This window comes from Photobacterium carnosum, from assembly GCF_021236965.1.
Lineage (GTDB): Bacteria > Pseudomonadota > Gammaproteobacteria > Enterobacterales > Vibrionaceae > Photobacterium > Photobacterium carnosum.
The window spans coordinates 126,432-144,781 of sequence record NZ_WMDN01000011.1 but is presented as its reverse complement, the minus strand read 5'-3'; the positions used below and the strand labels follow the sequence as shown (position 1 = coordinate 144,781).

At 42.2% G+C, this 18,350-nt stretch carries 16 protein-coding genes and 1 tRNA gene; 10 read left to right on the top strand and 7 right to left on the bottom strand.

The features are described from left to right. Positions 1 to 39: 39 nt before the first annotated feature. Positions 40 to 115: transfer RNA gene (locus GLP24_RS12195), tRNA-Thr, on the top strand. A gap of 116 nt (positions 116 to 231) precedes the next feature. On the opposite strand, the gene mrcB is transcribed toward GLP24_RS12195, so the two are convergent. Then, a complete protein-coding gene (gene mrcB / locus GLP24_RS12190) occupies positions 232 to 2,604 on the bottom strand; it encodes a penicillin-binding protein 1B (protein ID WP_407951505.1) in 2,373 nt (790 codons plus the stop codon). A gap of 179 nt (positions 2,605 to 2,783) precedes the next feature. Then, a complete protein-coding gene (gene hrpB, locus GLP24_RS12185; protein WP_232616078.1) occupies positions 2,784 to 5,282 on the bottom strand; it encodes an ATP-dependent helicase HrpB in 2,499 nt (832 codons plus the stop codon). A gap of 92 nt (positions 5,283 to 5,374) precedes the next feature. On the opposite strand from hrpB, the gene sfsA reads away from it, so the two are divergent. The 7 genes from sfsA to panC all read left to right on the top strand — a co-directional run bounded on the left by sfsA (position 5,375) and on the right by panC (position 11,566). After that, complete coding sequence (gene sfsA / locus GLP24_RS12180; RefSeq protein WP_101768574.1) at positions 5,375 to 6,088, top strand: DNA/RNA nuclease SfsA; 714 nt, start codon at positions 5,375 to 5,377, stop codon at positions 6,086 to 6,088. Between the two features lie 129 nt (positions 6,089 to 6,217). Further along, the gene (gene dksA, locus GLP24_RS12175; RefSeq protein ID WP_045037371.1) at positions 6,218 to 6,667 is read left to right on the top strand and encodes an RNA polymerase-binding protein DksA; all 450 of its coding nucleotides are present in this window, start codon (positions 6,218 to 6,220) and stop codon (positions 6,665 to 6,667) included. A gap of 321 nt (positions 6,668 to 6,988) precedes the next feature. Continuing rightward, positions 6,989 to 7,873, top strand: coding sequence for a tRNA glutamyl-Q(34) synthetase GluQRS (gluQRS, locus tag GLP24_RS12170; protein ID WP_232616077.1), 885 nt, complete (start codon positions 6,989 to 6,991; stop codon positions 7,871 to 7,873). 54 nt (positions 7,874 to 7,927) lie between these two features. Next, positions 7,928 to 9,361: a polynucleotide adenylyltransferase PcnB gene (gene pcnB / locus GLP24_RS12165; protein WP_269154996.1), complete on the top strand. Its 1,434-nt coding sequence runs from the start codon at positions 7,928 to 7,930 to the stop codon at positions 9,359 to 9,361. Further along, positions 9,358 to 9,843 carry a 2-amino-4-hydroxy-6-hydroxymethyldihydropteridine diphosphokinase gene (folK, locus tag GLP24_RS12160; protein WP_101768571.1) on the top strand — a complete coding sequence of 162 codons (486 nt, stop codon included), beginning with the start codon at positions 9,358 to 9,360 and terminating at the stop codon, positions 9,841 to 9,843. Before pcnB ends, folK begins: the two co-directional genes overlap by 4 nt. Before the next feature lie 24 nt (positions 9,844 to 9,867). Further along, a complete protein-coding gene (gene panB, locus GLP24_RS12155; RefSeq protein WP_101768570.1) occupies positions 9,868 to 10,662 on the top strand; it encodes a 3-methyl-2-oxobutanoate hydroxymethyltransferase in 795 nt (264 codons plus the stop codon). A 10-nt stretch (positions 10,663 to 10,672) separates the two neighbouring features. Next, a complete protein-coding gene (gene panC, locus GLP24_RS12150; RefSeq protein WP_101768569.1) occupies positions 10,673 to 11,566 on the top strand; it encodes a pantoate--beta-alanine ligase in 894 nt (297 codons plus the stop codon). Between the two features lie 116 nt (positions 11,567 to 11,682). Here the strand turns inward: panC and GLP24_RS12145 are convergent, their stop codons facing one another. Together GLP24_RS12145 and GLP24_RS12140 are read right to left on the bottom strand one after the other, a co-directional pair. Then, positions 11,683 to 12,453 (bottom strand): ABC transporter permease, encoded by a 771-nt coding sequence (locus GLP24_RS12145; protein WP_101768568.1) that lies wholly within the window; start codon positions 12,451 to 12,453, stop codon positions 11,683 to 11,685. Further along, positions 12,453 to 13,388: an ABC transporter ATP-binding protein gene (locus GLP24_RS12140; RefSeq protein ID WP_101768567.1), complete on the bottom strand. Its 936-nt coding sequence runs from the start codon at positions 13,386 to 13,388 to the stop codon at positions 12,453 to 12,455. Before GLP24_RS12140 ends, GLP24_RS12145 begins: the two co-directional genes overlap by 1 nt. 118 nt (positions 13,389 to 13,506) lie before the next feature. On the opposite strand from GLP24_RS12140, the gene can reads away from it, so the two are divergent. Further along, positions 13,507 to 14,202 (top strand): carbonate dehydratase, encoded by a 696-nt coding sequence (can, locus tag GLP24_RS12135; RefSeq protein ID WP_101768566.1) that lies wholly within the window; start codon positions 13,507 to 13,509, stop codon positions 14,200 to 14,202. A 47-nt stretch (positions 14,203 to 14,249) separates the two neighbouring features. On the opposite strand, the gene hpt is transcribed toward can, so the two are convergent. Beyond that, positions 14,250 to 14,783, bottom strand: coding sequence for a hypoxanthine phosphoribosyltransferase (gene hpt, locus GLP24_RS12130; RefSeq protein WP_101768565.1), 534 nt, complete (start codon positions 14,781 to 14,783; stop codon positions 14,250 to 14,252). Positions 14,784 to 15,009: 226 nt separating this feature from the next. On the opposite strand from hpt, the gene GLP24_RS12125 reads away from it, so the two are divergent. Next, entirely contained in the window at positions 15,010 to 15,618 is a 609-nt protein-coding gene (locus tag GLP24_RS12125) for a TetR/AcrR family transcriptional regulator (RefSeq protein ID WP_101768564.1), read from the top strand. Between the two features lie 51 nt (positions 15,619 to 15,669). On the opposite strand, the gene GLP24_RS12120 is transcribed toward GLP24_RS12125, so the two are convergent. Together GLP24_RS12120 and GLP24_RS12115 are read right to left on the bottom strand one after the other, a co-directional pair. Continuing rightward, positions 15,670 to 16,707 carry an ABC transporter ATP-binding protein gene (locus GLP24_RS12120; RefSeq protein WP_232576128.1) on the bottom strand — a complete coding sequence of 346 codons (1,038 nt, stop codon included), beginning with the start codon at positions 16,705 to 16,707 and terminating at the stop codon, positions 15,670 to 15,672. Then, positions 16,707 to 18,335 carry an ABC transporter permease gene (locus GLP24_RS12115; RefSeq protein ID WP_232578717.1) on the bottom strand — a complete coding sequence of 543 codons (1,629 nt, stop codon included), beginning with the start codon at positions 18,333 to 18,335 and terminating at the stop codon, positions 16,707 to 16,709. The genes GLP24_RS12120 and GLP24_RS12115 overlap by 1 nt, the downstream gene beginning before the upstream one ends. Positions 18,336 to 18,350: the final 15 nt, after the last annotated feature.

The window sequence follows — 18,350 nt, the reverse complement described above, 5'->3', positions numbered from 1 at the left end:
GATAATGAGTCAGCTCATTATTTAAAAAGAATTTAGTGTGCCGACTTAGCTCAGTAGGTAGAGCAACTGACTTGTAATCAGTAGGTCACCAGTTCGACTCCGGTAGTCGGCACCATCTTTTGAAAGCCTCATCTCTGATGAGGCTTTTTTTTCGTCTGTAAAAAAAGCACGAAAAAAAACGACAACCTCACCGCTGTCGTTTTACACTACCATCAATAGCCAGTTTTCATCTTAATCTGCAAACATATGCTTGATCCATGTTGCAGGCTGATTATCATGACACTGCGCTTTTAACTCGCCATTTTTATCCCATGCTGGTAATGCAACACTACCATTACAATCAAACCGTAAACTACCATTGGCTGCTGGTTGATACTTAACAGTGGTGATATAAGGTGGCCAGCCGATATTTAACGGCAATGGTTGGCGACGAGCAAGATAATCAGCATAAACCCGTAATGCACCGCTAGAGCCCGTTAATCGTACTGATGTATTATCATCACGACCAACCCACACGACGCCAACTTCGCGGCCATCAGCTCCTGCAAACCAACTATCACGGTTATTATCGGTTGTTCCCGTTTTACCCGCTAACTTAGCAGAACTGAATTTACTCTGAAGAAAACGGGCTGTCCCTTGGCTTACCACTTTTTTCATATCATACGTCGTTAACCAAGCCGCTTGTTCTGGTACCACCTGTTCAATCTGAGACTGGTGTTGATACAAAACACGACCTCGACTATCAACAACGGCATTCAAACTAAACAGCGGTGCTTTACGGCCGTTATTGGTAATGCTCTGGAACATTTGTGCAACTTCAAACGGTGATAAACTAAATGCGCCCAATAATATTGAGGGTAAATGAGGAATTTCGTCCCGCTTAACCCCCAGTTTAGCCATAGTGTTAATTACCGTTCCTAGCCCGACTTTTAAGCCTAGATTTACCGTTGGCACATTTAATGAATGTGCGAGGGCGTAATATAACGGCACTTGACCACGAAATTTTCGATCATAGTTTCTTGGTCGCCACGATGTGCCTTTACTGCCTTTTAAAACAATGGCGCTATCACTCAAGGTAGTCGCTAAGGTGAACTTTTGTGGTTGACTTAGCGCTGCTAGATAAACCGCTGGCTTAGCGAGTGAGCCTATTTGACGGCTAGCATCCAACGCACGATTAAAACCTGCATAGCCCGGGCGACTACCACCAATCAGTGCTCTTACCGCACCATTTTGACGATCAACGACAACCATTGCTGTTTCGACTTTAACACCGGCTTTTTTATTTAACCGTGGCACCATTACGGCAATGGTTTTTTCTGCTGCTTGTTGAGACACCGGATCAAGGGTACTAAAAATACGCAGTCCTTTACCTGATTTGTAAATATCGCCAACATCTTGTTCTAGCTCACGTTGCAATTGTTGAAAATACGCAGGTTGACGACTGGCTATCTTGGGTGTTTTTTGAATCCCTAATGGCTCTGAAACTGCTTGTTCATATTCAGCTCCAGTAAGGTAATTGTGTTTTAAAAGTAACATCAACACTAAGTCACGACGTTTAGTGGTGCGATCAGGATGACGCCACGGATTAAATTGTGACGGCCCTTTTACCATTCCAACTAACATCGCCAATTGATCAACTCGCAACTCTTCTAACGAACGACCAAAATAGAACCGTGCCGCAAGAGGAAAACCATGTACTTCTTTAGCGCCATTTTGACCAAGATAAATTTCATTTAAATACGCTTCAAGAATACGATCTTTACTGTACCGATAATCAATAATAACCGCGATATAGGCTTCACGTACTTTGCGCCATAAACTACGTTCACGACTTAAAAATAAATTTTTTGCCAATTGTTGGGTTAAGGTACTGCCCCCTTGTACGGTATGACCCGCTTTAAGGTTTACCACCATTGCCCGTAAAATCGCTAATGGTGAAACACCTTCATGTTGATAAAAATCACGATCTTCAGTCGTTAACAAACCATCAATTAATAACGGCGGGAATTGATCGCGCGCCATAAAAATCCGTTGTTCATTACCCGTCAGTCCGAGCATACCCAGTAGCTTAGGTTCTATCTTGACCGTTTTTAGTGTTTTTTTTGTTGTAACATCAACGATCGAAGTCAGTCTACTGCCTAAAAAAGTCAACATGACATGTTGTTGTGGCTGAGGATCATCAACAAACTTAAAGGGACGACGAATTAATTCGATACGGGTTGCCGACGCTGAATACTCACCCATTCGTTGTGGGGTTGCTACTTTATGGTATTGCAACGCATCTAATTCATGGCGAACGTCACTTAACGTCATTGCTTGACCTGAATGTAAGGTAAGCACACGCCCATAAACAACAGAAGGTAAGTCCCAAATTTGACCATCCATTTTATTGCGTACCACAGTATCTAAATAAATACCGATCACGAGCAATATTGCTACGACCACCAGCATTATTTTAAATACCAAACTACCCATTTTATGCAGCCACGGATGAGGAGAAGTGTTCTTTTTGGACGTGCGTTTTTTAGTCGCTGTCTTTTTAACGACTGATTTTTTAGATGGTTTTTTTTTCGTAGCTGGTTTTACAGCAACCTTTTTTGGCATAACTGTAGGCTTTTTTGACTGTGGTTTTTGAGGTTGTGGCGACTTACTCATAATGCATCAACTACCGTTATTCCTATAGTGCAGAGGCCATAATAGGCCTCTACTTCATGATTCAGTATATTAAGATCCTAACAACTATAACTGATTATATATACAGGTATCGAGCTTGTTTACCGCGGTTAAAGGTATTTTTTGATTTTGCGGGTTGGAATATGATTTGCAGGATCATCAGGCCATGGATGCTTGGGATAGCGCCCTTTCATTTCTTTTTGAACCTCTTTGTATGAGCCTTGCCAAAAACCCGCTAAATCTTGCGTGATCTGCAATGGTCGTTGTGCGGGTGATAACAATTCCAGCACTAAAGCCACTTTACCGTTAGCGATAGTGGGCGTTGTTGGCTCACCAAACATTTCTTGTAACTTAACCGCCAACACGGGTTGTTGCTGTTCTTGATAACGGATCGTTATATTTGATCCCGTTGGCACTTGATAATGGGTTGGCAATAATTGCTCGAGTTGCTGTTTGTTGTTCCAACCCAAATACGCCTCTAATGCGGCCACCATATTGACTTTTTGTAAGCCTTTTAAGGTTGTAATCCCATTTAAGTAAGGCAATAACCATTGCTCAGCATTGGAGAGTAAACTCGCCTCGTCTAACGCTGGCAAGCCAAGCTCAGGTAACCATTCATTGGCACAACGACCACGAATCAATAATGCGTTGGCTTTTTCTGTCCAATTTAAAACGCCTAATCCTTTACGTTTAACTGCATTGAGTAACGCTTCACTGGCTAAGGCTGAATCTGGCGTCGCAGCAAGACTACGGGCGACAATTAATTTGCCACAATAAACTCGATGCTCAGCACTTAAACGGCCTTTTTTATCATCCCAATCGAGCCAATCACATTCAGTAAACAATAACGGTAAGGTTTGTTGTAATACACTGACGTCAGCCGCAATAGCAGAGAAGATACGACTATCACCTTGGCGGGTTTTAACAACATCGGCCACCACTAACAATGATTGAGTGGCAAGACTTTGACTACTATCAAGTACAACCCCTTGACCATTGGCTAACTGATACCGACCATCATCAGTACGGGATTGCGCAATACGATCAGGAAAACCAACCGCAAGTAAAATAGCGGCCCAATGATTATTAACCTTGAGCGGCGTATTTTTAGGTACTACGAGAGTTGTAAGGTGTTGATGCGTACGTTGCAAATAAGCATGACTTTTAGCGAGTTTTTTTGTTTCTAGTAAGTGCAACTGAAACGCTAAATCTGGATTATCAATACCACGCGGTGGATCTTCTAATAACGCCACTAGCATTGCCGCCGTCGTTAAAATAGTCATATCCGTTTGCTGCTGTGCCATTTGCTGAGCAAAAGCGAGCATCGCCCCATGACGCGGATCAGCACCTAAGGTCTGCATCACTTTCCCTCGCGATGTTTGCTGACCACGTTCATCAATCGCACCTAATTGCTGCAACAATTGCTGCGACTGTTGCAATGCAATCATCGGTGGTACATCTAACCATTGTAGATCTTGTGGATCATGACACCCCCATTGCACCAACTCCATTGCCAGAGCGGTTAAATCACTGCGCAAAATTTCAGGTTGCGGAGTTGCGGGCTGACGCTGTAATAATTCCTCACTGTACATCCGTAAACAAATACCCGCCTCTAAGCGTCCTGCACGACCTGCACGCTGCTCAGCAGATGATTGGGCTATACGTACTTGCTGTAAGCGACTAATCCCTGTTTTAGGCTCCCACAGCGCGATACGTTCAAAGCCACTATCAACCACCAATCGAATCCCTTCAATAGTCAAGCTGGTCTCGGCAATATTGGTCGCAAGTACCACTTTACGTTGACCTGCGGGGGCAGGATTAATCGCTTGCTGTTGTTGTTCGATGGGCAACTGACCATACAATGGACAAATATTGATAGGGTTATTGTTATTTGTTGCCGATAAACGTGTAGCCAATGCTTGCGCAAGCCGTTTGATTTCACCAACACCGGGTAAGAACGCTAATACCGAACCGGATTCTTGCGCGAGTAACTGGCTAATCGCAGCCGCCATATGATCAATCACATCGCGAGGATCATTAACATGCTGGTAGCGATATTCCACTGGGAAACAACGCCCTTGAGATTCAACATACGCCGCTGTAGGAAGTAGCTGTGCCAATGCGATTTGATCTAGTGTGGCTGACATCACTAATAATTGCAGATCGTCGCGTAGCGCTTGTTGGACTTCGATTGCTAACGCTAATGCAGTATCGGCATGAATGCTGCGCTCATGGAACTCATCAAAAATAATCAGCCCAATGCCCGTTAATTCAGGATCATGTTGCAACATTCGCGTCATTACGCCTTCTGTCACAATCTCTAACCGTGTTTGTGCACTGACTTTAGTTTCGCCGCGCACCCGTAAGCCAACGGTTTGACCGACACGCTCACCTAATTGCTGAGCTAAATAACCCGCAATGTTTCTAGCGGCTAACCGTCGCGGCTCCAACATAATAATTCGCCCCGCTATTGTTCCTTGTGCCAATAACGCCAAAGGCAAACGGGTTGACTTACCCGCTCCCGGTGGGGCTTTTAAAATTACTTGGGTATGGCTAGCTAATGCTGCAAACAAAGCAGCTAAAACATCATCAATAGGGAGTTGTGACAAGGGTGTCACCTTATGTCATGATCAAAACGGAACCACATTGTAACGAAAGCCTACTCACAACTAAAAATAATAATCCATGCATGAGGCCATAAATGAAATTTACTCCGCCACTACAAGCAGCCACCTTAATTAAACGCTACAAACGTTTTTTAGCAGACATCACATTAGATGATGGTGAGATTAGAACCATTCATTGTGCTAATACGGGTGCAATGACAGGTTGCGCAGAACCCGGAACCACGGTGTGGTATTCAACGTCTGATAATAAAAAACGTAAATACCCTAATAGCTGGGAATTAGCCCATACCGCCGCTAATGATTGGATCTGTGTCAATACCATTCAAGCTAATCATCTCGTCAAAGAAGCCATTGAACAACAACGCATACCTGAACTCAGTGATTATGAAAATTTACGTACTGAAGTAAAATACGGTGCTGAAAATAGTCGCATCGATTTATTACTTGAATCACAAACTCGTCAGCCCTGCTATATTGAAGTAAAAAGCGTGACCTTACTCACTAACAATGGTCAAGGTTATTTCCCTGATGCGGTTACCACTCGTGGTCAGAAACATTTACGAGAATTGACCGAAATGGCACAGCAAGGATCACGAGCTGTTTTATTTTTTGCGGTATTACATACGGGGATTAATCAGGTCAATGTTGCGAACCATATTGATCCGGAATATGCACGATTACTACAGCAAGCCATCAACGCTGGCGTGGAAATAATTTGCTATCGAGCGACTATTATTGCTGATGAAATAAAACTCGAAGACTGTATACAATTCCAGCATTTGACATAAAAAATGCCGTTTTCTTCACATTGACGTAGAATTGAAGTTATACAATAATTGCCACGCCGTAACCTTTCTGGTATAGATACCGCCCAAAATTAACCAGTGACGGTTATTAGGTACATTAGGAGATGCTATATGCCAGAGACCATTGTTAAAAAATCACTAGGCATCCTGGCTATTGCTGGGGTTGAACCTTATCAGGAAAAAGCTGGCGAAGAATACATGGGCGAAGCTCAATTAGAGCATTTCCTTAAAATTCTATCAGCATGGCGAAACCAACTTCGCGTTGAAGTTGATCGCACAGTAAACCACATGCAAGATGAAGCCGCTAACTTCCCCGATCCAGTGGATCGCGCCGCACAAGAAGAAGAGTTCAGTCTTGAACTTCGTAATCGTGACCGCGAACGTAAACTGATCAAGAAAATTGACAAAACCCTCAAGCGTATCGAAGAAGATGATTTCGGATTCTGTGATTCTTGTGGTGTTGAGATTGGTATTCGCCGTCTTGAAGCTCGCCCAACTGCAGATCTTTGTATCGACTGTAAAACACTTGCAGAGATCAAAGAAAAGCAAATGGCTGGCTAATTACGCCATTATCAGGTTAAAGCTAATTTTAGAGGGAGCGTAAGCTCCCTCTTTCGTTTACACTAGCGCTCAAAATAACACGCAGTAATTAACCTAATGGTTGTTTACTTACCGATGTCGCACGAGCTCTGCCTTTTAATCATAACCTCATGTTATAGATAAATAGGCACCAAACTGAATAGTGCTCTCATAAGTCGAGAGTCTTATTCAGTTTGGAGGGAATATATCTTGTCATATTTGCCCCTGACTCTGGGCGACATTTACGCTGCCGTACCAAATTAAATAATAATCAATTTGGATTTTATAACCGTTTATTAATGTATGACTAACACGAATCAATATGTCGGTCGTTTTGCACCATCGCCCACAGGGTTATTGCATTTCAGATCGTTAATTGCTGCACTCGGAAGCTACCTTCAAGCCAAATCTCGGCAAGGAAAATGGATAGTTAGGATCGAAGATCTTGATCCACCTCGCGAAATGCTAGGGGCTGCTGATGATATTCTTCGCACATTAGAAGCATTTGGCTTCATGTGGGATGGCGATATCATCTACCAGAGCTTGCGCCATGACGTCTATCAAGCTCAAATCGAAACTTGGTTAACGCAAGGTAACGCTTATTATTGTCAGTGTAGTCGAAAAAACATTCAGCAAACGGACGGCTTTTACCCAGGTACCTGTCGTACCCTCAATCAACGGCACAGCAATGGTGCGGTTCGGTTACAAGTAGACACACCAATAACCCATTTCGATGACCTATTACACGGCCGTATCGAATTGCCGTTAGCGTTAGCGCGTGAAGATTTTATCATTCGCCATCGCAATGGCCTATTTGCTTATAATCTTGCTGTAGTGCTAGATGATATCGAACAAGGGATCACCGACGTTGTACGCGGTACAGATTTAATTGAGTCTACTGGGCATCAAATGATTCTTTATCAACAACTTGGGCATCCTTTTGTGCGTTATTTGCACTTACCGCTCGCCATTACTGACAATGGGCATAAATTGTCGAAACAAAACCATGCTCCAGCGATTGATAAACACAATCCTCGGCCAGCATTAATGGCAGCGCTACGCTTTCTCGGCTTTTCGCCACCGACAGAACTTGTCATTGAAAATGTAGAACAAATTTTACAGTGGGGCATCACTCATTGGCAGCTCAAACAGCTACCAAAGACAACTGCTATCACACTAGCATTCTAAAATAGTCTGCCGTGATATATCATACACGGCTGTTTGTTGAACCATGTGCACAAAATGGGGTGTATTATCTTTAATCGAGTAGCTAACTTTTGCCGTAAAGTATTGAATCGCGATAGTAGTACTCGCGTTCCAGAGGAACCAACTTTGCAAGTTTACCAACGCCCAGAGCACGGCATTTCACGAAAAGATATCAGCGAAAATGCGCTGAAAGTACTATATCGTCTAAATAAAGCAGGTTACGACGCTTACCTTGTTGGTGGCGGCGTCCGTGATTTATTACTTCACAAACAGCCTAAAGACTTCGATATTGCAACTAATGCAACTCCCGAAGAAATCAAAAAACTGTTTCGTAACTGTCGCTTAATCGGCCGTCGTTTTCGTCTTGCTCACATCCTTTTTGGACGTGACATTATTGAAGTAGCTACCTTTCGTGGCCACCATTCAGACGCGCCAATACAAGTAACACCACCACAAGACAAGCAAAAACCACAACTATCTTCTCGTAGTGAAGAAGGCATGTTATTACGTGATAATGTTTACGGTACTGTTGAAGAAGATGCAGAACGCCGTGACTTTACCATTAATGCCCTATATTACAGCGTCAAAGATTTTACGGTTACTGACCATGCTCAAGGTATCGAAGATTTAAACAATCGTATCATTCGCTTAATGGGTGATCCTGAAACACGTTACCGTGAAGATCCAGTTCGAATGCTACGAGCAGTACGCTTTGCCGTTAAGCTCGATATGGATATTGACCCCGTAACCGCTGGGCCAATTCGTGAACTAGCACCACTGATGCAAGATATTCCGTCAGCGCGTCTGTTTGAAGAAAGCCTCAAGTTACTGCAATCAGGTCAAGGTCTAGAAACTTACCGTATGCTGCGTGAATACAATTTATTCCAGCAGTTATTCCCAATTTTATCTGACCATTTCACTGAGAATAACAGCAGCAAAACCGAGAAAATGATCGAGCATATCCTTACTTCGACCGATAAGCGAATGGCTGAAGATAAGCGGGTTAATCCAGCCTTTATTTATGCTGCTATGCTGTGGTATCCAATGATGACACGAGCAGAAGAAGTCTCTTTTGCTAGCGGTTTATCATTCTATGATGCCTTTATGGTGGCGAGTAACGATATTCTTGACGAACAAGTGCGTTCAATTGCTATTCCACGTCGCCATACCACCACGGTCCGCGATATTTGGCAGCAACAATTACGCTTTAGTCGTCGTAGTGGTAAGCGTGCATTTAAAACCATGGAACACCCTAAGTTCCGTGCTGCTTATGATTTCTTAGAAATGCGCAGTTTGTTTGAAGGCAGCGATATCAAAGAATTGGCCTTATGGTGGAATGAATTCCAAGACGCAGATTACAACCAACGCGGTCAAATGATGACTAACATCAATGATGGTGGTGGTACTCGTCGCCCACGTCGTCGTCGCCCACAGCAACCACGCCGTAAAAAACCACAAGTTAATTCATGATTCGCGCTTATATTGCTATCGGTAGTAACTTGGGCGACCCTGTCGCCCAAGCTCAAACCGCAATAAAAGCACTACACCACCTACCAAATACACATGTTATTAGCGTATCGTCGTTGTACAGCAGTACCCCGATGGGACCGCAAAATCAACCTGACTATATAAATGCGGTTGTCGCTATCGATACCACATTAGCTCCGCTTGAATTACTTGATCACACTCAAGCAATAGAGCTCGAACAAGGACGTGTTCGCAAAGATGAACGCTGGGGACCAAGGACGTTAGATCTCGATATTATTTTATATGGCGATCTACAGCACCAGTGTGAGCGCCTTACCGTGCCACACTATGGAATGAAAGTACGGGAGTTCGTACTGTATCCACTTGCCGAAATTAACCCTGCTTTAGTTTTGCCTGATCACACTTCTTTATGCACGTTATTAACTCAGGTTAACCGTAATGGCTTAGCTATTTGGCAAGCATAAATTCATCAGGGCGAGAAAGAAGCTATGAAAAAAATCACCATCAACGATCTCCTAAAATGGAAGCAAGAAGGTCGTAAATTTGCATCAATAACAGCATATGACGCGAGTTTTTCTCAGTTATTTGAGCAGCAAAATATGCCGGTTATGTTAGTCGGTGACTCGTTAGGCATGGTTCTCCAAGGTCAAAACGATACCCTTCCAGTAACCATTGATGATATCGCTTACCATACGCGCAGTGTTCGTGCAGGCAGCCCTAACTCGCTGCTAATGGCTGACATGCCATTCATGACCTTCGCAACCCCAGCACAAGCTTGTGAAAATGCCGCTAAACTAATGCGCGCAGGGGCAAATATGGTCAAAATCGAAGGTGGCGCTTGGGTTGCTGAAACGATTACAACCCTGACACAACGAGCAGTTCCCGTGTGTGCTCACCTTGGTTTAACACCTCAGTCTGTCAATATTTTTGGCGGTTATAAAGTGCAAGGCCGCAATTTGGATCAAGCTGAGACAATGGTTAAAGATGCCATTACTCTCGCGAAAGCTGGTGCCCAAATCATCGTATTGGAATGTGTTCCAGCAAGTCTTGCTGAACGTATTACCAAGGCGGTGGATGTGCCTGTCATTGGTATCGGTGCGGGTAATGCGACCGATGGCCAAATACTGGTTATGCACGATATGTTTGGTATTTCTGCAAACTATATGCCGAAGTTCTCTAAGAACTTCCTTGCGGAAACTGGAGATATGCGTGCTGCGGTTACTAAATACATTGAAGATGTTGAGTCTGGTACATTTCCAGGATCTCAGCATACCTTTGAATAAGGAATAAGAGATGCAAACATTCGCCGAGATTGCCCAGTTAAGAGAGCAAATTACGACGTGGCGCCGCGCAGGCCGTCGGATTGCCTTTGTTCCAACCATGGGTAATTTACATGAAGGTCATCTTACGTTAATGCGTAAAGCACGTAAGCATGCTGATATTGTTGTTGCGAGTATTTTTGTTAATCCAATGCAGTTTGAAAAAACTGAAGACTTAACTAATTATCCACGCACACTTGAGCAAGATATTGCCAAGTTACAACAACAAAACATGGTTGATGTGGTTTTTACTCCAACCCCAGAAAGCGTGTATCCAGCAGGTGTTAAAAACCGAACGTTTATCGACGTTCCTGGATTATCGACCATTTTAGAAGGCGAATTACGTCCGGGACATTTCCGTGGCGTAGCAACCATCGTTAATAAACTATTTAATATCGTGCAACCAGACGTGGCTTGTTTTGGCGAAAAAGATTACCAACAATTGGCACTTATCCGCCAAATGGTGATTGATCTATCCATGGATATTAAAATTGTTGGCGTACCAACTGTACGAGAAATGGATGGCCTAGCCATGAGTTCTCGCAATGGTAATCTAACCGTTGATGAACGCCAACGTGCGCCTGTTTTAGCCCGTACTATGCGTTGGATCAACAGCCAAATACGTGGTGGTCGTAATGACTATGACGAATTAATTGTTGATGCGAACGATCAACTTCGTGCCGCAGGCCTGCAACCTGATAAAAGTTTTATCCGTGATGCAGTGACCTTATTGCCCATTACTGACACAACCCAACAAGCGGTTATTTTAATGTCAGCACAATTAGGTAAAGCACGTTTAATCGACAACCAAGTAGTAGATTTATCCCCTGCTGTGACTGTCGAAGAAGAAGTCGCTGAAGCAAATTAATTGCTGATCGCTGACTAAAAAAATACCGCACGTTAACCATTAACGGGCGGTATTTTTTTAACTATATATTGTCAACTATGTATTTTTAGCGACTAGTTAATAAGAACCATCAGCGGTTATGATCGCAAACCAATACCACGTGAAATTAAGTAATAAGCGACACCGTACAACGCAATAACAAATAACGTTAATACCGTAAACGATGTACCAATACCGACATCAGATACCCCAAGAAAGCCATAACGGAATGCATTAACCATATACACAATCGGGTTAACCTTAGACACAATTTGCCATACTTCTGGCAATAGATTAATCGAATAGAATACACCGCCAAGATACGTCAGCGGCGTTAGCACAAAAGTCGGAATAATACTGATATCATCAAAAGTACGCGCAAAAATAGCGTTAATTAATCCACCTAACGAAAACACGATCGAGGTCATTACCACGGTTGCAATAATCACCCACAAATGAGCAATATTAAGGGATACAAATAATAAAGACACCACCGAAACAATCAGGCCGACACTTAATCCTCGCAATACACCACCACCAACATAACCGGCAATAATAATATAATTAGGTACAGGTGCGACTAATAACTCTTCGATATTATGCTGAAATTTGGCACTAAAAAATGAAGAAGCAACATTAGAATAAGAGTTAGTAATCACCGACATCATGATAAGCCCAGGCACGATGTATTCCATGTAGCTAAAGCCTTCCATGTCACCAATACGCTTACCAATCAGATTACCAAAAATAATAAAATATAACGTCATCGTAATCGCGGGCGGCACCAATGTTTGTACCCAAATCCGCGTAAATCGATGGATCTCTTTGCTAATTAAGCTTTTGAATGCCACCCAATACTGTTTTTTCATTACTGATTATCCGCCACTACTGATGCTTTATCTTTATTGACTAAGTTAACAAACAACTCTTCTAGCCGATTACTCTTATTTCGCATTGAACGCACGACAACACCTTGAATGGTTAAAGCACTAAAGACGCGATTTAAGTCATCACCTTTATTGAGATCAACTTCAAGGGTATTACTATCTATTAATCGACACTGACCAATATCTAACGTTGGTACAGCAGCAATAGTATCAATATCTAAAATAAAAGTTTCTAATTCAACCTGGCTCAATAACGCTTTCATCGAGGTATGCTCAACTAATTCGCCATGGTTGATAATACCGATATTACGGCACAACATTTCAGCTTCTTCAAGGTAATGAGTCGTTAAAATAATCGTTACCCCTTCGCGGTTAATGCGTTGCAAAAACGTCCACATTGAACGACGTAATTCAATATCAACCCCAGCAGTTGGCTCATCTAAAATCAACAATTTTGGCTCATGCATTAATGCGCGTGCAATCATCAATCGTCGTTTCATACCACCAGAAAGATTACGGGCACGATCATGACGTTTACCCCATAAATCTAATTGGGTTAAATATTTTTTCGCCCGTTGTTTAGCCAGCGAATGTTCAACCCCATAAAATCCTGCTTGATTAACAACAATCTGTTCTACGGTTTCAAACGGATTAAAATTAAATTCTTGTGGCACTAAACCGAGCTGATTTTTAGCATCTACCTTTTGAGTATCTAAGTCATAACCAAAAATACTGACCGAGCCAGAGGTTTTATTAACTAGCGAGCTAATAATACCGATGGTGGTCGATTTACCGGCACCATTGGGGCCTAGCAAGGCAAAAAAGTCCCCTTGTTCGACATTAAGACTCATGTTTTTCAGCGCCTTGACGCCGCCTTTGTAAGTTTTGCTTACATTTTTTATTTCTAAAGCATTCATTATATGCAATCTTTCTGTTAAATATTTATAGGCTAGTGACAAAACGCTAACAACTAATCCGATTTGCTATCAGCGCAGCTTGTGTATAGTAAGGAACATATTAATATAAGGCATTATCATGGCAGATATAAAGCAGCTCTTCGCAAATAACCTCTCGTGGTCAGAAAACATTAAGGATGAAGATCCCCTGTTTTTCTCTCACCTCGCAGAAGCGCAACATCCACAATATCTTTGGATCGGCTGTTCTGACAGCCGTGTTCCCGCTGAACGACTTACGGGTTTAACTTCAGGTGAATTGTTCGTACACCGTAATGTTGCCAACCAAGTTATCCACACTGATTTAAATTGCTTATCCGTGGTTCAATATGCGGTTGATGTACTTAAAGTGAAGCATATTATCATCTGTGGTCACTATGGTTGTGGTGGTGTTACTGCCGCCATCGAAAACCCACCTTTAGGGCTTATTAATAACTGGTTATTACACATTCGCGATCTGTATCTAAAACATCGCTCAGATCTTGGTAGCCTACCGCGAGACAAGTGGGATGACAAATTATGTGAGATTAACGTTGCCTCTCAAGTTTATCACCTTGGTAATTCCACTATTCTGCAACAAGCATGGGAACGCGGCCAAGATGTCAAAATTCATGGTTGGATTTACGGTACCAGTAACGGTATTTTAAAAGATTTGGGCGTAACAGCTGCCAGTCGTGAAAGTCTTGAAATCACTTATCAAGCAGCAATGTCATCGTTATTATCACCGCTTGAAAAGCAATTAGTACAACATCAAACGCAGCTAGAAAACAATAAATAGTGGCTAAAAAAAAGCGACCACCTAATTGGTGATCGCTTTTTTTGTTTTTATTCTGCGTCTGGAATAACTTTACCAATAAACGGTAAGTGACGGTATTTTTGCGCGTAATCGATACCCACACCAACCACAAACTCATCGGGAATAATAAAGCCATACCAATCAACTTTTACATTCACTTCACGACGATCAGGCTTATCAAGTAGCGTACAGATACTGATTGATTTTGGTTCACGTAGCGATAAAATCTCACACACTTTACTTAACGTATTACCCGTATCGATAATATCTTCCACCAATAGCACATCTTTGCCTTTGATGTCGTCATCTAAGTCTTTTAAAATACGCACATCACGATTACTTTGCATCGTATTGCCGTAACTTGAAGCGGTCATGAAATCCACTTCATGGGGAATTTCAATCGCACGCGCTAAATCTGCCATAAAAACAAATGAGCCACGCAGTAAGCCAACCATTACTAAGTCTGTTGAGTCTTTATAGTGTTCCGTAATCTGCTTTCCTAGCTCTTTGATACGTGCCTGAACATCCTGCTCAGAAATCATTACTTCAATAGTGTGCTTCATTTTATTCTCCATCAACTCGACCGCGTTAGCCGACTGGGGCTATATATTACAAAGGCCATTATTGTAGCATTCATTCATGTTAAGCGTTATTTAATCAATAGTGTCCAAAATCCGAAACACTTATTGATAGTTCAGTTTGAATCAACTCGGTTGCTGTTGTAGTGTTTATGTATAAAAAATAAACACAAATGCAGTAAATACAAACAGGGTTAGGGAATAAATAATTATGGATACGATTACCAAGAAACCACGTACACGCTTATCTCCGGAAAAAAGAAAGCAACAACTACTTGATTACTCAATTGAAGTTTTTTCTCGTCGCGGTATTGGTCGCGCGGGTCATGCTGATATTGCTGAAATGGCAAATGTTTCAGTCGCAACAGTCTTTAACTACTTTCCGACGCGAGAAGCATTAGTTGAACAAGTATTGATGGAAGTTGCCACCCAATTTAATGATCTACTCACTGAATGTATTGGTGCACCCAATAAAGCATTACATGCGCGCTTAACCTGCATTAGCAATAACTTAATTGATACCGTATTAGAACAACAAGATTGGATCAAAGTGTGGTTTGAGTGGAGTACATCCGTTCGTGAAGATGTCTGGCCTCAGTTTATTGAAAGCAACCAAAAAAACCTTAAGCAAGTGCAGAAAGCATTTACTCAAGCAATTGATAATGGGGAAATTAATTCAAATCAAACCCCAGAGAATTTAGCTAAAATGTTACATGGCGTCTGTTATGTCATTTACATGCAAGCGAACCAACACCCAGATCAAGATATACTGCGTGAGCAAGCTCAAATTTATCTACAATTTCTTACTCAGAAAAACTAAATAAATGCTGACATAAACAATCAAGGCTTGTATTTCAAGCCTTGATTGTATTTATACGTTAGTGAATATAACGGGTTGATGAGAGATAACATTAACCGCTACTCGCTCGCCAATATTCAATAATAAATTAGAATTAATCATTAATTTATGCTCTTCAAATTCAACGATATAACGACAACTATCCCCCATAAATTGCTGCTCAATAATAACAGCATTCCCCTCAACATCTGGCGTAACTGTTAAATGTTGTGGTCGCAATAACCAATCTACATCAGTGGCTACAGTGAATGGTTGCTCGGCAACTAATGCTTGCTCACCAAATGGCGTCAATAACTGTTGATTCGCGGTCACAGTAGCTGGTAAATAAGATCCAACACCTAAAAATTCTGCCACAAAACGACTACTGGGTTGATAGTAAAGCTCGGTTGCCGTACCAAATTGTTCAATCACACCGTTATTCATCACCGCCATTTTATCGGCAAAAGCAAACGCTTCTTCACGGCTGTGAGTCACAAAAATAGCGGTCACACCTTGGTCTTTAAATATTTGGCGAATATCACGAATCAAACTATGACGGACTTGAGTATCAATATTAGAAAACGGCTCATCTAATAAAATCAAATCAGGCTCATTCGCTAGCGCACGTGCAATCGCAACCCGTTGCTGCTGCCCACCCGATAATTGATGCGGATAACGATCATCTAGTTCAGTTAAATGTACCAGTTCTAACATTTGTTGAATTTTTGCAGCTACGCGAGGCTTATCCCAATAACGCAAACCAAAGGCAATATTTTCAGCCACCGTTAAATGAGGAAAGAGCGCATAATCTTGAAATATCATACCAATATTACGTTGCTCTGGTGGCAAGCATAATTGTTGGTCGACGATGACACGATCATTAATCGCCATTGTGCCTTGTGTCAGCGGTAACAATCCCGCAACCGCTTTGAGTAATGTGGTTTTTCCACAGCCACTCGCGCCAAGTAGACACACGATCTCACCCCGCTCAACCGCTAACGATAAATCTTGTAATATCGGTTGCCCATGGTAACAACACGTTAGATCAGTGACAGATAATGCATATTTCATCAATGTTTTTGCTCCAAAGAACGATTAACTATCACCAGCGGAATCAAGCCTACAATAACTAATAAAATGGCAGGAAATGCAGCCACTTCTAACTGTTCATCAGAAGCAAAGTTAAATACATAAGTGGCTAAGGTTTCAAAATTAAATGGCCGTAGCAATATTGCAGCATTAAGCTCTTTCATTGATTCGATAAATACCAATAAGCCGGCAATTAAGCAACCACGACGAATTAACGGCAAATGCACTTTACGTAACATGGCAGTCGATGCATAACCCATGGTTTTCGCAGCCATATCCAATGAGGGCGGAATTTTAATCAAACTACTTTCAACACTACCAATCGCTACCGCAGCAAACCGCACCACAAACGCAAAAATAATCGCAAACATTGACCCCGAGAAAACAAGTCCCGGACGACCTAAATCTAAACTGCGCGCAATATCATTCACTAAATGATCGGCGCTGGTTAAAGGGATCATCACCCCAATCGCCAATACAGTTCCGGGAACTGCGTAGCCTAATGAAGCCAGTCGCATCGGTACAATGCTGATACTGCGACCATCTAAACGTTGATAAAAATTGACCATCAACGCTAAACATACGGCAAATATAGCGGCCGAAAGTGACACTATTAAGCTATTAAAACTGTAAGTCTTAAATTGCTCGGTCCAACTTTGAGCAAAATAATCAACTGCGTAATAACCCAATTGTAACATCGGAAAAATAAACGCACACCCAACCAATCCCCAACACCAACCTACCGCAAGCCACTTTTTCCAACCGCTTAATTGGTATTTAGTATGGCTATCATTACCACATTGCTGCTGAAACATTTTTTGTTTACGACGACTAAAACGCTCGCTGCTGATCAATAAAAAAATCACCATCAACATAATTGCAGAAATTTTAGCGGCGGCATTAAGATTAGAATAACCCAGCCACGTATCGTAAACCGCGGTGGTCAAAGTATTTAAAGCAAAGTAACTCACCGTACCAAAATCACCCAAAGCCTCCATCGCAACCAATGAAACTCCAACCGCAATGGCTGGGCGGGCTAATGGCAATGAAATACGTTTGAAGCTTTGCCAAGGCGAGCAGCCAAGTAAGCGCGCAGATTGCAGCAGATTAGTACTTTGTTCCATAAAAGCAGCACGGACTAATAAATACACATACGGATATAGCACTAACGCTAATACAAAACATGCGCCCCATAATGAGCGTAAATCAGGAAACCAGTAATCGCTAACATGTTGCCAGCCAAACAGTTTACGTAGCCAAATTTGAATCGGTCCGGCGTAATCAAACCAATGGGTATAAAGATAACCGACAATATAGCCGGGCATTGCGAGGGGTAAAATCAGTGCCCATTGTAGTATTTTTTCGCCGGGTAAACGGCACATTGCCATTAACCATGCACAAGGAATCCCAAAGATTAAGGTCAATAATACCGTACCAACCACCAGCCCAAGGGTATTTAACGCATAGGTAGACATCACTGTATTCATCAAGTGTGAGAACACCTGATCAGAGTTACCCGTGGCGGTAATGAATATAGCGATAATAGGCAATACTAACAACGATCCTAATAACCAGCTGCTAATCCGCCAAAATAAAAACTTTTCTTTCATTTACTACTACTTAGT